12 protein-coding genes are annotated in these 15,147 nt (G+C 59.3%); 9 read left to right on the top strand and 3 right to left on the bottom strand.

The window, feature by feature from the left end:
- Position 1: 1 nt before the first annotated feature.
- The gene (locus HUW52_RS29310) at positions 2 to 814 is read right to left on the bottom strand and encodes an HDOD domain-containing protein (RefSeq protein ID WP_175555746.1); all 813 of its coding nucleotides are present in this window, start codon (positions 812 to 814) and stop codon (positions 2 to 4) included.
- Between the two features lie 227 nt (positions 815 to 1,041).
- On the opposite strand from HUW52_RS29310, the gene HUW52_RS29315 reads away from it, so the two are divergent.
- The 6 genes from HUW52_RS29315 (at position 1,042) to ilvD (ending at position 8,789) form a co-directional block, all read left to right on the top strand.
- A complete protein-coding gene (locus HUW52_RS29315; RefSeq protein WP_175555561.1) occupies positions 1,042 to 1,581 on the top strand; it encodes a type 1 glutamine amidotransferase domain-containing protein in 540 nt (179 codons plus the stop codon).
- Positions 1,582 to 1,754: 173 nt separating this feature from the next.
- Positions 1,755 to 2,951 (top strand): class I SAM-dependent rRNA methyltransferase, encoded by a 1,197-nt coding sequence (locus tag HUW52_RS29320; protein WP_175555562.1) that lies wholly within the window; start codon positions 1,755 to 1,757, stop codon positions 2,949 to 2,951.
- A gap of 455 nt (positions 2,952 to 3,406) precedes the next feature.
- A complete protein-coding gene (locus HUW52_RS29325; RefSeq protein ID WP_175555563.1) occupies positions 3,407 to 4,480 on the top strand; it encodes a SagB family peptide dehydrogenase in 1,074 nt (357 codons plus the stop codon).
- A complete protein-coding gene (locus HUW52_RS29330; RefSeq protein WP_175555564.1) occupies positions 4,477 to 5,454 on the top strand; it encodes a diiron oxygenase in 978 nt (325 codons plus the stop codon). Before HUW52_RS29325 ends, HUW52_RS29330 begins: the two co-directional genes overlap by 4 nt.
- Positions 5,447 to 6,679: a multidrug effflux MFS transporter gene (locus tag HUW52_RS29335; RefSeq protein WP_175555565.1), complete on the top strand. Its 1,233-nt coding sequence runs from the start codon at positions 5,447 to 5,449 to the stop codon at positions 6,677 to 6,679. Before HUW52_RS29330 ends, HUW52_RS29335 begins: the two co-directional genes overlap by 8 nt.
- Before the next feature lie 268 nt (positions 6,680 to 6,947).
- Positions 6,948 to 8,789, top strand: a complete 1,842-nt coding sequence (ilvD, locus tag HUW52_RS29340; RefSeq protein WP_077574927.1) for a dihydroxy-acid dehydratase — start codon at positions 6,948 to 6,950, stop codon at positions 8,787 to 8,789.
- Between the two features lie 192 nt (positions 8,790 to 8,981).
- Here the strand turns inward: ilvD and HUW52_RS29345 are convergent, their stop codons facing one another.
- Positions 8,982 to 10,043: a haloacid dehalogenase-like hydrolase gene (locus HUW52_RS29345; RefSeq protein ID WP_159811900.1), complete on the bottom strand. Its 1,062-nt coding sequence runs from the start codon at positions 10,041 to 10,043 to the stop codon at positions 8,982 to 8,984.
- Between the two features lie 240 nt (positions 10,044 to 10,283).
- On the opposite strand from HUW52_RS29345, the gene HUW52_RS29350 reads away from it, so the two are divergent.
- Positions 10,284 to 11,675 carry an L-cystine transporter gene (locus tag HUW52_RS29350; RefSeq protein ID WP_175555566.1) on the top strand — a complete coding sequence of 464 codons (1,392 nt, stop codon included), beginning with the start codon at positions 10,284 to 10,286 and terminating at the stop codon, positions 11,673 to 11,675.
- Between the two features lie 89 nt (positions 11,676 to 11,764).
- Here HUW52_RS29350 and HUW52_RS29355 read toward each other — a convergent pair whose 3' ends face one another.
- A complete protein-coding gene (locus HUW52_RS29355; RefSeq protein WP_016983213.1) occupies positions 11,765 to 12,277 on the bottom strand; it encodes a dihydrofolate reductase in 513 nt (170 codons plus the stop codon).
- Between the two features lie 85 nt (positions 12,278 to 12,362).
- Between HUW52_RS29355 and HUW52_RS29360 the strand changes: the two genes are divergently transcribed.
- On the top strand, positions 12,363 to 13,742 hold the full coding sequence (locus tag HUW52_RS29360; protein ID WP_175555567.1) for a DUF2868 domain-containing protein: 1,380 nt from the start codon (positions 12,363 to 12,365) through the stop codon (positions 13,740 to 13,742).
- A complete protein-coding gene (locus HUW52_RS29365; protein ID WP_175555568.1) occupies positions 13,735 to 15,120 on the top strand; it encodes a GTPase/DUF3482 domain-containing protein in 1,386 nt (461 codons plus the stop codon). Before HUW52_RS29360 ends, HUW52_RS29365 begins: the two co-directional genes overlap by 8 nt.
- Positions 15,121 to 15,147 lie beyond the last annotated feature (27 nt).

Raw genomic sequence — 15,147 nt, forward strand, 5'->3', positions numbered from 1 at the left:
ATCAATGCGCGCCGAGGTCGCGGATCGTTTGTTTGAGGGTTTCGAAGTCGTAATCCGACAGCCCTACATAGTCGAGTACCAGCGGCCCGACGGCGTTCCATTCGAAATCTTCGGTCTGGTTGCCCAGCACGCGATACGAAGCGCAAATGTGCTCGGCCATCTTCAGGATCGCCAGCAGATTTTTCAGTTGGCTGTTGCGCGACGACTCATCGTTGAAGATTGCCAAGGCGTTGTGGTGATTGGCGATCGCCGCGCTGACATGCTCCGGCAGGCGCCAGGACTTGGCGGTGTAGTAGCCAACCACCGCGTGGTTGGTGTTGAACTCGCTGTTCTCGGTGTCGACCACCCGGCATTCGGTGCTGGCATTGGCGTAAGCCTTTTCCAGCACCGTCATGTAATTGGGGAACCGTTGCAGCATCAACGGCACGCCGCAATCGTGGAACAGACCCAAAGCGTAAGCCTCGTCACCCGCCTGAGTGCCGACACGCTTGGCCAGCGTCAGGCAGGTCATCGCCACGTCCTGAGCGGTGTCCCAGAAACGGTTGAGGGTGACGATGGTGTCGTCGTTCATCTCGCCCTTGATCGACTGCGCGTTGATCAGGTTGATGATCGAACGGCTGCCCAACAGGTTCACCGCGCGCTGGATCGAGGTGATCTTGTTGCTCAGGCCGTAGTACGGCGAGTTGACGATTTTCAGCAGCGAACCGGACAGACCGGGATCCTGGGCGATCAGCTTGGCGATCACCTCCAGGTCGGGGTCGGGCATGTACTGCTCCATTTGCAGATCCACCATGATCTGCGGTTGCGCCGGCACACTGATGCCTTGCAGCGATTGTTGAATCTGTTCGGTGGTCAGCTCTTGGGACATAAGTACACACTCAGGGACAGGCGGCGATTCTAACCTCTAAAAACCGCGAGACGACACACCAGTGGGCAATTGTCAGGAACTTTCATTCAGGCCACGGCTTCGGAATCTGTAATGCCCGACGGATCACTCCGGTCCTTTACGGCGGCAATCTCCCACAGACTCAGGAGCTTATGATGGCCACTTCCCTCACCGGCAAACGCGTCGCCATTTTGGTAACAGATGGTTTCGAACAGGTCGAACTGACCGGTCCCAAGCAGGCACTGGAACAAGCGGGCGCGCAGGTCGACATCCTTTCCGCCGAGGCTGGCCAGGTCAAAGGCTGGAATCACGACAAACCGGCGGACGACTTCAAGGTCGACCAGACATTCCAGAGCGCCAGCAGCGAGCAATACGACGCGATCGTCCTGCCAGGCGGCGTGCAGAACTCCGACACCATCCGCATCGATCAGGATGCCCAGCACTTGGTCAAGACCGGCGCCTCGGCCGGCAAACCGATTGCGGTGATCTGCCATGGCGGCTGGCTGCTGATTTCCGCAGGGCTGGTCAACGGCAAGACCATGACCAGTTACAAGACCCTCAAGGATGATCTGGTCAATGCCGGGGCCAACTGGGTCGACAAAGAAGTGGTCAAGGACGGTCACCTGATCAGCAGTCGTCAGCCGGATGATATTCCGGCGTTCAACAAGGAGTTGATCAACGCACTGTCGGCGTAGCATTGGGGACCGCATTCGCGAGCAGGCTCGCTCCCACATTGGTCTTGTATCGGTCACAAGCCCTTTGTGGGAGCGAGCCTGCTCGCGAAGGGACCATCAGCGTTTCATCGCTCATCAAACCCGACACAAGTCGCAACACGCTATACTCCCGCTCTTTTTTCCGGAGCGACGTCATGTCCCTGCCTAGCTTGCGCCTCAAAGCCAACGCCGACCGTCGCCTGCGCGCCGGTCACCTGTGGGTCTACAGCAACGAAATCGATGTAGCCGCCACCCCTTTGCATGGCTTCCAGGCCGGCGATCAAGCCATCCTCGAAGCTGCCGGCGGCAAACCGCTGGGCATCGTGGCGCTGAGCCCGAACAACCTGATTTGCGCTCGCCTGCTGTCGCGCGACATCAAAGTGCAACTGGACAAATCGCTGCTGGTGCACCGCCTGAACGTGGCCCTGTCGCTGCGCGAACGCCTGTTCGACAAGCCGTTCTATCGTCTGGTCTACGGTGATTCCGACCTGCTGCCAGGCCTGGTCGTCGACCGTTTCGGCGACATCCTCGTCGTACAGATCGCTTCGGCCACCATGGAAGCGCATAAAGATGACGTGATCGCCGCACTGACCCAAGTGCTCAAGCCAAGCGGCATCCTGTTCAAGAACGACTCCGCCGCACGCGACGCCGAAGGCCTCAACCGCTACGTCGAAACCGTGTTCGGCCTGGTGCCGGAGTGGGTGGCGCTGGAAGAGAACGGTGTGAAGTTCGAAGCGCCGGTCATTCAGGGCCAGAAAACCGGGTGGTTCTATGACCACCGCATGAACCGCGCTCGCCTGGCCCCTTATGCCAAAGGCAAACGCGTCCTCGACCTCTATAGCTACATCGGCGGCTGGGGCGTGCAGGCTGCTGCGTTCGGCGCCAGCGAAGTGTTCTGCGTCGATGCTTCGGCCTTCGCCCTCGACGGCGTCGAGCGCAACGCAGCGCTGAACGGTTTCGCCGACAAGATGACCTGCATCGAAGGCGACGTTTTCGAAGCCCTGAAAGAACTGAAAGCCAGCGAAGAGCGCTTCGACGTGATCGTTGCCGACCCGCCGGCGTTCATCAAGCGCAAGAAAGACATGAAAAACGGCGAAGGCGCCTACCGTCGCCTGAACGAGCAAGCCATGCGCCTGCTCAACAAGGACGGCATCCTGGTCAGCGCATCGTGCTCGATGCACTTGCCGGAAGATGACCTGCAGAACATCCTGCTGACCAGCGCCCGTCACCTGGATCGCAACATCCAGCTGCTGGAACGTGGTGGCCAAGGTCCGGATCACCCGGTGCACCCGGCCATCGCTGAAACCCGCTACATCAAGAGCATCACCTGCCGCCTGCTGCCCAACAGCTGATCCTGCGGATGACGGGGAGCCAGCAGGCTCCCCGTTTGCTGTACGCCTGGCCCTGGCAGTCATTCCGCGCCTGTTGATCCTTCCGACGTTTACGACTTCCTACACTTGCCTTCCTATGAACGTGCAGGATATTTCCTTACGTCTTTTAATTATTGAAACTTACCCTACAAAATCAATCTCCAGCTAAAGATTATTCCGACAAAATTACTGGAGCATTCCTACTTAATATCCACTTGCCAATAATCCATTACAAACTATTATGAAGTCGTCGCCACGAGGTGACTTAAAATTTCAACGAACAAGGAGTTCACATCATGAAAAAGATTTCTCTGGAAACCAACAAAATCGCAAACCTGGCTTTTCTGGTTGCTCCTAAAGCCCGTTAAGTAAGTCAGGACGCTGGGGAGTGCCGGCAACTCAGCGTCCTTTCGACTTCAGCCAGAGTGAACAGCCCCATGTACATCAACCCTTATCTGTTTATATTGCCGCGCTCGCCAGGACAAGTAGTATGGAATTACAAAGACCACACTCAACATGAACTCGACATCAACTATTCATCGCGCCTTGCCCAACTAATAAACGATCCAGACCTGTTCGACACCCACAACATCATAGATACACAACTATTAAGCGTGGGCATTCTAACCATTGCAAAAATCGACACCCTGCAATGGGGCTGGGATGAATTATCAAAGATTTATCACATCGGCACTCAAAACATTCCCTGCGAACACTCACCACAGAACATTCATGAGTGGTCCAGACAATATCTGGCGCACTGCAACGAAGTATTGGCTAGCCCGCCCCCCTCGACTGAACGCCCGCAGCATGAAACTGATCAGCGCATTGCGCTGCCCGTTCCGTGCGCATTGAGCAACGACAGCCTGAATAACGCGTTGCTTCAGCGAAAGACTTGCCGCTCCTTTACCAATGCAGCGATGACGCTCAGCGACGTCGGCACCCTGCTTTATCTTTCACTCGGTTATCTCCACGAACGCGACATTGATCGCGACGACAGCATCGCTCAAGGCTTCGGCGCACGTCGCAGCAGCCCCTCCGCAGGCGGCCTGAACGCCTGTGAAGGCTTTCTGCTGGTACAGAATGTCGAGGATCTGGAGCCCGGCATCTACGCCTACCACCCGGCGCAACATACCCTGAGCCGGGTCAATCCATTACCACAACCGGCACTGGGCGATTTGCTCGGCGGCCAGCATTTCATCAACAACCTGCCGCTTGGGTTGTTCATCACGGCCCGATTTGATCGGCTCTGGTGGAAGTACGAGCACTCACGGGCCTATCGAATGGCGTTCGTTGAAGCAGGTCATCTATCGCAGACCTTTCAACTGGTTGCCACAGCGCTTGGCCTTAACACCTGGCTGACCGGTGCGTTTGCCGACAAACATGTCGAAACACTGCTCAAACTTGAGGGAAGCGCTGAACAAACGCTGTTTTTTGTCGGCTGCGGTGCGAGCGACGGATACGTGATGTGCGCGGAAATGCGCGATCTGCTGCGCGAGGTCCAGGCATGACCCTGCTGATCCCCGATCCGAATGAAGTACCGGTGTCATGGGCGCTCAAGTTCACCCTGGGGGACTGGGACAGCCGAGCCTCGGTACGCAGCAGCACCCACGACTATCAATTGCCGGACGACGTGCAGCAGCAACTGCAAAGCCGCTACTGGTTCCCTCCGGCCTTCCTGCCCTACCTGGCTCATCCCGCGATTCAGGCCGCAGGGCGTGAGGTGGTGCACCGACTGAGCGCCAACCATCTGGTGCATTTTCTGGATTACACCACCCTGCTCGAACACCGTATCGTCAATCGCGCGGTGGAAGTCATCGTCCACCGGGAACTGCCCATCTACGTACCCTTGCCAATGAAACACGCGGCGCTGCAGCTCTACACCGATGAGGGTTACCACGCGCTGTTCTCCAATCGTCTGGCCGAACAGATCGCCGCGCTCTATGGGATGACCGGACGTCCGGTTGTGCCGAAGCGGATCACCCGCATGAACGCAATGATCGCCCGCACCCCAGAGAAGAACCGCCCACTGGCATGGTTTCTGCTCGGCTTCGTCTCGGAGACCATCATTGCCCGCGAGCTGCTGGACATCTGCCGCGACACTCTGGTGTCCAGCGTGAACGACATGCTGCGCGATCATCTGACCGACGAAGCCCGCCACAGCCGCTACTTTGCCGAGGCGTTCCATTACTTCTGGCTGTCCATGAACAGTCGCCAGCGTACGTTTGTGAGCAGAACGCTGCTGGAGATCATCGGAATTTTCTTCGAGGTCGACGAACGCTGGCTGCAACAGAGCATGCGTGGCGCGGGCATCGCAGACAGTGACGTGATGGAGATAGTCGGCGGCATGGCAACGGTGCAGGCCAACCGCGCGCGTGCACGATCAGGTTGCATCGCTACGGTGGATGCATTGCGCAAGGCCGGATTTTTCGCCACGCCCCATAACCAGACACTTTTTGCCAAGGCAGGACTGATCGATGGATAAAGGAAAATCCGTGGTAACTCCCCGTCAACGTCGCGGGGCGGTCAGCCTGTTGCTCGCAATGGTGCTGCTTGGCGTGTTTCCACTGGATGTCCTGCTGCCTTCGTTTCCGGCACTGGCGGCGCATTTTCGCAGTACACCGGCGGACATCGCACTGTCGATCAGTCTGTTCGCCGTAGGTATCGCGTTTGCCCAGGTGTTGATCGGCCCACTGTCCGACGTGATCGGGCGCAAGGGCTTGTTGCTCGCCGGCATGAGCGTATCGATGCTCGGTGCCGTCGGTTGCGTGATGACCAGCGATTACGCATTGTTCCTGATGTTCCGGGTAGTACAGGCCTTGGGGTGCGGCTGCTTCGTGCTGTCCCAGGCACTGGTGCAGGATCTGTTCGAAGGTGAAGAGCGTGATCGCCTGCGTATCCTGATGGTTACGGCCACCGGGATTTTCATCTCCGTATCGCCGCTGGCCGGCACTTTTCTGCAAGCAACCCTTGGCTGGCGCGGCAGCTTCTGGGTGTTCACTGCGCTGGCTGGCGCAGTGTTGCTCAAGGCCTGGATTTTTCTGGAGAACACCCGCCCCGTTGTCAGCGGCCCTCCCATGAGTTTCCTCAAGGCCTATCGACGGGTGTTGGGAGATTTCGACTTCCTCGGCTACTGGCTGATTTCGGCCTTCGCATTTGCCTGCCATTTTTCCTTTATCGTGATTTCACCGCTGATTTTCATGGACCAACTGCAATTGTCGGCCTATGAGTTTTCGCTGATCCTGCTGGTATACGGCGCCGCGTATGTCGTGGGCGGCATCATTGCCACGGTATTGAACCGACGTATCACGCCGGGCAGGCAAATCATCACCGGTCTAAGCCTGATTCTGCTGTCAGGACTGGTCATGCTGTATCTCGCCGCCCACCATCCTTTGGCCCCCGCCACGGTGCTGATCCCGATGCTGATCTGCACCGCCGGCACCACCATCACGCGTCCAGCCGCCACCTCCCGGGCCATGGGTCTGTTTCCCGAAAATGCCGGCACCTCAGCCTCGGCCGGCAGCACAATCATCTTCATCTGCGGCGGGTTGATCAGCGCATTGATCAGCCTGAGTCCGACCAATATGCAATCGACGCTGGGATACAGCTTCGTGCTGCTCAGCGGCATCGCGCTGATGCTCAACAGCCGGATAAGCCAGCGCGCCAGGAACCTTGCAATCAATGCGCTTGCGCAACCGGGTAGGGATTAAACCTGCCGATCGTCATCCCACACGCACCGTCGGCACTGGAACAACACTTTGCGCCATTCCCTCCAGACGCCAGCGGTGTAGAATCGGCTGATTCATCGCCATTCATCCCCCGGCGGGTTTATGAGCTCAGGCTGAGACCAGCGGCGATCCCGCAACGTCATCGGCAACATCACGGACACACGGCCATTTCTGAGTGTCCCAGACGTCAATAGAAGCTCACTCCCCTTTTGCACCTGATTAGTAAGTGATTAGCCGCCCGGAGTGCTCCATGCCAGATTACCGCTCGAAAACATCCACCCACGGCCGCAACATGGCCGGCGCCCGCGCACTGTGGCGCGCCACCGGGATGAAAGATGACGACTTCAAAAAGCCGATCATCGCCATTGCCAACTCGTTTACCCAGTTCGTACCGGGCCACGTGCACCTGAAAGATCTGGGCCAACTGGTCGCCCGCGAAATCGAACGCGCCGGCGGTGTAGCGAAAGAATTCAACACTATTGCCGTGGATGACGGCATCGCCATGGGCCACGACGGCATGCTCTATTCGCTGCCGAGCCGCGAGATCATCGCCGACTCCGTCGAGTACATGGTCAACGCCCACTGCGCCGACGCCATCGTGTGCATTTCCAACTGCGACAAGATCACCCCGGGCATGTTGATGGCTGCGTTGCGCCTGAACATTCCGGTGATTTTCGTTTCCGGCGGCCCGATGGAAGCCGGCAAGACCAAACTCGCGTCCCACGGCCTCGACCTTGTTGACGCCATGGTAATCGCCGCCGACGAAAGCGCTTCTGACGAGAAAGTCGCTGAATACGAGCGCAGCGCCTGCCCGACCTGCGGTTCGTGCTCCGGCATGTTCACCGCCAACTCGATGAACTGCCTGACCGAAGCCCTGGGCCTCGCACTGCCGGGCAACGGTTCGACCCTCGCCACCCACAGCGACCGCGAACAGCTGTTCCTGCAGGCTGGCCGCACCATCGTCGAGCTGTGCAAGCGTTACTACGGCGAGAACGACGAGTCGGTATTGCCGCGCAACATCGCCAACTTCAAGGCGTTCGAGAACGCGATGATGCTCGACATCGCCATGGGCGGTTCGACCAACACCATCCTGCACTTGCTCGCTGCTGCCCAAGAGGCAGAGATCGACTTCGACCTGCGCGACATCGACCGTCTTTCGCGCACCGTTCCACAGCTGTGCAAAGTCGCGCCGAACATCCAGAAGTACCACATGGAAGACGTGCACCGCGCCGGCGGCATCTTCAGCATCCTCGGCTCGCTCGCCCGTGGCGGTCTGCTGCACACCGACCTGCCGACCGTGCACAGCCGCAGCATGGAAGAAGCCATCGCCAAATGGGACATCACTCAGACCACCGATGAAGCGGTACACCACTTCTTCAAGGCTGGCCCGGCCGGTATCCCGACCCAAACGGCGTTCAGCCAGTCGACTCGTTGGGAAACTCTGGATGATGACCGTGAAAACGGCTGCATCCGCAGTTTCGAACACGCCTATTCGCAGGAAGGTGGTCTGGCTGTGCTGTACGGCAACATCGCTCTCGACGGCTGTGTGGTGAAAACCGCCGGTGTCGACGAATCGATCCACGTCTTCGAAGGCAACGCGAAGATCTTCGAAAGCCAGGACAGCGCCGTACGCGGCATCCTCGCTGACGAAGTGAAGGCTGGCGACATCGTCATCATTCGCTACGAAGGCCCGAAAGGCGGCCCGGGCATGCAGGAAATGCTCTACCCGACCTCGTACCTGAAATCCAAAGGCCTGGGCAAAGCTTGCGCACTGCTCACCGACGGTCGTTTCTCTGGCGGTACTTCCGGTCTGTCCATCGGCCACGCTTCGCCAGAAGCCGCCGCCGGCGGCGCGATCGGTCTGGTGCAGGATGGCGACAAAGTGCTGATCGACATTCCGAACCGCTCGATCAACCTGTTGGTCAGCGACGAAGAACTGGCGGCACGCCGCGCCGAGCAGGACAAGAAGGGCTGGAAACCTGTGGAAGTGCGTCCACGTAAAGTGACCACCGCACTAAAGGCCTACGCCCTGCTGGCGACCAGCGCCGACAAAGGTGCTGTGCGTAACAAAGCGATGCTCGACGGGCTGTAAGGCTTAACCGTCGAATACAAAAATGCCCCGCCTGAGTGCGGGGCATTTTTTTTGCCTGAGCAGATTCCCGAAACACTAAAAATCAAACTGTGGGAGCGAGCTTGCTCGCGAAAGCGGCATGTCAGAAATACAAATGGTGACTGACACGACGCATTCGCGAGCAAGCTCGCTCCCACATTAGATCTGCGGTGATTACTGAATTTCTTCTGGCTTGACGATCACCCAATTCTTGTCCGCCGTCACCGGCAACCCTTCTTTCGCCTGCGCCGCCGCGTGCTTGGCCATCATGCCGTTCAACTGCGTCATGTACTTGTCCTTGCGGTTGATCCACAAGTGAATGCCGCCCTTGGCCACATCGACATCGTGGAACAGCATGTAACCGTCGCTGGTCGGGGTATCGCCACCGACCAACACCGGTTTTTTCCATTCATCGATGTAGGTCAGAATCGCTGCGTGCTTGCCGGCCATCCAGGTTGCCGGGGTCCACAGGTACGGTGTCAACTCAAGGCCGAGGTTGGCCTTCTCGTCATATTTGCCGGCAGTGATCTGCTTGCGCGCAGTAGTCAGTTCGTTGGTTTCGCGGTTCTTCAGCAGCGTGGTCACGCCAATGACGTTCTGCGGTTTGACGTTGTAGCCGTACTTCGGATCCGCCGCGACCATGCGCACCAACTCCTCAGAGGCCGCGGTCATCACGTAGACCTCGATGCCGTTCTCCATCAGCTTGTTGTACAGCTCTTGCTGACCGGTAAAGATTTTCGGCGGATTAACGTCGAGTTTCTTCACCACATCGCCTTCGTAATACGTCGCCGGCACCGGTTTGCCCGAAGCCATCAGCTCATCGACGTAGCCTTTGAGTTCCTTGAGGGTAAAGCCAGAGAACACCTGTGCCACCCACGGATAGCAGACCATATCGTCGACTTCGCAGAGGCGATAGTAGTAACTGAACAGGCTTTCCTTGTGGTCGGCGGTGTCCTTGAACGGCATCAGTTTCAGGGAAGGATCGAGTTTGTCGCGGGTGATCAGGCCCTTGTTTTCCATGAACGGCAACAAGGATTCTTCGAGGTCGTAGCGGTAACTGGTGTTGTCCATGTCGAACACCGCGTAGTTACCCTTGTTGGCGTTGGCGGCGATCATCGCGTCCAGCGCTTTGGCCTGATCGGCCGGCCAGTGTTTCAGGTCGGTGGCGAACGCCTGAGAAGCCAGGCCCATGCCCACAGCCAGTGCGACAGCCAGAAATTTCGGTGCGAACTTCATAAGCCTCTTCTCCCTGATTCAAAGAGATCGACGCTAACAAATATGTGTGACAGTCCTCGTCTGTCAGCGACCGCCCACGTCCCTATCGCGCCAGATGCATTGCCGAGAGCGACACGGGCTTATTCCAAAAACGACGGACGCCCTAAGATTTCGGTATTAAATCATTGCAAATCAAGCTGTTAGGCTTGCCGGTTCGCAGCAGCCCCGGAAGGCTGTTGGCAAAGTCTTTCTGGAGTTCTCATGAACCTACCGTTGATTCTCAACTTGCTGGTGTTCCTCGCCCTGCTCTTCGGTCTGGCGCAAACCCGCCACACCACCTGGAGCCTGGCGAAAAAAGTCCTGCTCGCACTGGCGATGGGCGTCGCGTTCGGCGTGACCCTGCACACCGTTTACGGTGCCGGCAACCCGGTGCTGAAGGCCTCGATCGGCTGGTTCGATCTGGTCGGCAACGGTTACGTGCAGTTGCTGCAAATGATCGTCATCCCGCTGGTGTTCGCCTCGATCCTCAGCGCCGTGGCACGTCTGCACAACGCTTCGTCGCTGGGCAAGATCAGCTTCCTGACCATCGGCACCCTGCTGTTCACTACCGCGATTGCGGCGCTGATCGGCATCGGCCTGACCAACCTGTTCGGCCTCACCGCCGAAGGTCTGGTCGCCGGAACCCAGGAAATGGCGCGTCTGCAAACCATTCAGACCGACTACGCCGGCAAAGTCGCCGACCTGAATGTGCCGCAACTGCTGCTGTCGTTCATCCCGCAAAACCCGTTTGCCGACTTGGCGCGGGCCAAGCCGACCTCGATCATCAGCGTGGTGATTTTCGCAGCATTCCTCGGCGTTGCTGCACTGCAACTGCTCAAGGATGACGTCGAGAAAGGTCAGAAAGTGATCAATGCCATCGACACCCTGCAAGCCTGGGTGATGCGTCTGGTACGACTGGTGATGAAACTGACCCCTTACGGCGTGCTGGCGCTGATGACCAAAGTGGTCGCCGGTTCCAACCTGCAGGACATCATCAAACTCGGCAGCTTCGTCGTTGTGTCGTACCTCGGTCTGGGCCTGATGTTTGTCGTGCACGGCTTGCTGGTGTCGGCCGCCGGGATCAACCCGCTGCGTTTCTTCCGCAAGATCTGGCCGGTGCTGACGTTCGCGTTCACCAGCCGCTCCAGCGCGGCGAGCATTCCGCTGAGCATTGAAGCGCAGACCCGGCGTCTGGGGATTCCGCAGTCGGTGGCGAGTTTTGCTGCATCGTTCGGTGCGACCATCGGCCAGAACGGTTGCGCCGGTTTGTACCCAGCAATGTTGGCGGTGATGGTTGCGCCGACCGTAGGCATCAACCCGCTGGATCCGCTGTGGATCGCGACGCTGGTGGCGATTGTGACGTTGAGTTCGGCCGGTGTGGCCGGTGTCGGTGGTGGCGCGACGTTCGCGGCACTGATCGTGCTGCCGGCGATGGGCTTGCCGGTGTCACTGGTGGCGTTGCTGATTTCGGTTGAGCCGCTGATCGATATGGGGCGTACGGCGTTGAACGTGAGTGGTGCGATCACGGCTGGGGCGATTACCAGTCAGGTGATGCAGCAGACGGATAAAGAATTGCTGGATGCTGATGAGCATGCGGAACTTGCTCAGGCTTAAGTAGCGCCTGACAGACCGCTTTCGCGAGCAGGCTCGCTCCTACATTGGAATGCGTTTCCCTGTAGGAGTGAGCCTGCTCGCGATGCTTTTTAGGCTTTTTCCCAGACTTCGAAGTTGTACGCCGGCTTATCTTCAACCGCCGGGTTTTCAACGTTGGAAACCAGCTTCCACTGGTGCAAATCAAACTCCGGAAACCACGCATCCCCTTCCGGGCTCAACGCCACGCGAGTCAGATACAGACGATCCGCCTGCGCCAGCCCTTGCGCGTACAACTGCGCGCCGCCAATCAGCATCAGCTCATCAACGCCCTGCTCTTTCGCCCATTCCTCGGCGCGAACCACCGCGGCTTCCAGCGACGGATAAACTTCCGCCCCTTCGAGCACCAGATCGGCCTGACGGCTGACCACAATGTTCAAGCGCCCCGGCAATGGTCGGCCGAGCGAATCCCAGGTCTTGCGACCCATGATGATCGGCTTGCCCAAGGTCGTGGCCTTGAAGTATTTGAAGTCCCCCGGCAGGTGCCAGGGCATGCTGTTGTCGACGCCGATCACGCGGTTTTCACCGAGGGCTGCGATCAGGCTGAGGGGGAGTGATTTAGTCATGCCGGCGAGGATACCAGAGCCGCGCTTACCCCGATAAGCGCCACAGCGGTTATGCTCAGCGCTCAATTGAGCGACGGGATGCCGCGTGACTGAACTGACTCCACTGCAAAACCTCTGGCTCACCGAGACCGTGCGCCTGCGCGAAGAACACGCAGGCCCCTTGGATGATCTGGAAGCCAATCGTCTGGCCCGCACCGCCGGCGGCGATCTGCCAAGCCGCATTCAGCGCCGGGCGCTCTGGCTGGCCGAACGTGACGGGCTGACGGCCGCCCTCAAACACTGGCTGCAAGGCGCGCGCCTGGCACTGCTATTGATGGTGGTGCTGGCCTGCGTCACCGGGGCTGGCATGGCATTTTCTGCGCTCGGCGACGGTACGCGAGCGGTTAACATTTTCTGGGCGCTGGGCACCTTGCTCGGGGTCAATCTGATCCTGCTGCTGAGCTGGGCATTCGGCCTGCTATTCGCTGGCGAACATGCGGCAGCGCTTGGCAGGTTGTGGCTGTGGCTTAGCGAGAAATTTGCCCGGGACGCCAAAGCCGCGCAATTACCCCCCGCATTACTGGTCCTGCTGCAACGCCACAAACTCAATCGCTGGGCGATTGGCTCACTGGTCAATGGCCTGTGGCTGCTGATCATGTTCAGCGCGCTGAGCATGCTGATATTGATGATGGCCACTCGGCAATATGACTTCATCTGGGAAAGCACGCTGCTGGGCGCTGACTTCTTCGCAGCACTGACTGATGCGTTGACGGTCATTCCCCATGCGCTGGGCTGGAGTGCGCCGAGCGTGGACATGATTCGCGTGACGCTGGACACCGATTACAACCGTGTCCTGGTTCGCCAGATGTGGGCAATATGGCTGGTCGGCGCGGTGCTGATCTATGGCGTGCTCCCCCGTCTGCTGCTGATGCTGTTCTGCCGTTGGCGCTGGAAGCGTGGACGTGATCGCTTGCGTCTGGAACTGAACCTGCCCGGCTACGCGCAACTGCGCGAACGCTTGATGCCGACCAGCGAACGCCTTGGCGTCAACGACCCGGAGCCTGCGCAGTTGCATCGCGTCGAAAGCAGCGTCGGCGAACTCGCCAGCGAAGGCGCATTGCTGGTGGCCATCGAACTCGACGAACAACGTCCATGGCCGCCAGCGCTGCCGAAAAACGTCAGCAACGCCGGCATCCTCGACAGTCGCGAATCACGGCACAAACTTCTCGAACAACTCAGTCGCTTCCCGCCGGCACGGCTGGCAATTGCCTGCGACCCACGGCGTTCACCGGACCGCGGCAGCCTCGCCTTGATCGCCGAACTGGCGCGCAGCGCGGGCGAAACCCGCGTCTGGCTGCTGCAAGCGCCGCCCGGTGAAGCACTGGATGCCGAGCGCCTCGGAGACTGGCACGTTGCGCTGCAACAGCTTGATCTGAAGTTCGCCGATTGCGCGCCGTTGAACTGGCTGGAGACTGGCCATGACTGATGCCTGGAAAGCGCCGCTGAAACTCGCAGTGGTCGGCCATACCAACGTCGGCAAGACCTCGCTGCTGCGCACGCTGACCCGCGATGTCGGCTTCGGCGAAGTCTCGCATCGCCCGAGCACCACGCGGCATGTCGAGGGTGCGCGGTTGTCGGTGGATGGCGAGCCGTTGCTCGATCTCTACGACACACCTGGGCTGGAAGACGCCATCGCCCTGCTCGACTTTCTCGAGCGTCTGGAACGCCCCGGCGAACGCCTCGATGGCCCGGCAAGGCTGGCGCGGTTTCTCGACGGCAGCGAGGCACGCCAGCGCTTTGAGCAGGAAGCTAAAGTACTGCGGCAATTACTCGCTTCCGACGCCGGTTTGTATGTGATTGATGCCCGCGAACCGGTGTTGGCCAAGTACCGCGACGAACTGGAAGTGCTCGCCAGTTGCGGCAAACCGCTGCTGCCGGTGCTGAATTTCGTCAGCAGTGCCAACCATCGCGAACCGGATTGGCGTGAGGCGTTGGCACGGCTTGGGCTGCATGCACTGGTGCGTTTCGACAGTGTGGCGCCGCCGGAAGATGGCGAGCGGCGGCTGTATGAAAGTCTGGCGCTGCTGCTGGAAAACGCTCGTCCGCAACTGGAACGCTTGATTGCTGATCAACAGGCTCAGCGCCTGGCGCGTCAGCAAAGTGCGGCGCGGTTGATTGCTGAATTGTTGATCGACTGTGCGGCGTGTCGGCGCAGTGTGGTCAGCGAAGCCGAGCAGGAACAGCAAGCGATCAGCGAGCTGCGCAAGGCTGTGCGTCAGCGTGAGCAGAAGTGTGTTGAGGCGTTGCTCAAGCTGTATGCGTTTCGTCCACAGGACGCGGCGGCGAGTGATCTGCCATTGCTCGATGGACGCTGGGGCGACGACCTGTTCAACCCGGAAACCTTGAAGCAGCTCGGCGTACGGGTGGGCGGCGGCATTGCTGCCGGTGCGGCGGCGGGGGCTGGTGTGGATTTGCTGGTTGGCGGGATTACCCTCGGCGCTGCGGCGTTGGCGGGGGCGATTGCCGGTGGTGCGCTACAAACGGCGCGCAGCTATGGCAGCCGGTTGCTGGGCAAGATCAAAGGGCAGCGTGAGTTGACGGTGGATGATGGTGTGTTGCGGTTGTTGGCGTTGCGCCAGCGGCAGTTGGTGGTGGCGCTGGATCAGCGTGGGCATGCGGCGATGGATGCGGTTCAGGTGGCGACGCCACAGGACAAAACCTGGCGTGAGGGCAAGTTGCCTGAAGCGCTGAACAAGGCGCGGGCGCATCCGCAGTGGTCGTCGTTGAATCCGCAGGCGAAGTTGAATCAGGGGGAAAGGCAGGAGCAGATTGAGGCGTTGGTGGGGAAGGTGCTTGAGCTGTAGACGCCGACCCTCACCCCAGCCCTCTCC

The organism is Pseudomonas sp. 43A, from assembly GCF_013363935.1.
In the GTDB taxonomy this organism is placed as follows: Bacteria; Pseudomonadota; Gammaproteobacteria; order Pseudomonadales; family Pseudomonadaceae; genus Aquipseudomonas; species Aquipseudomonas crudilactis.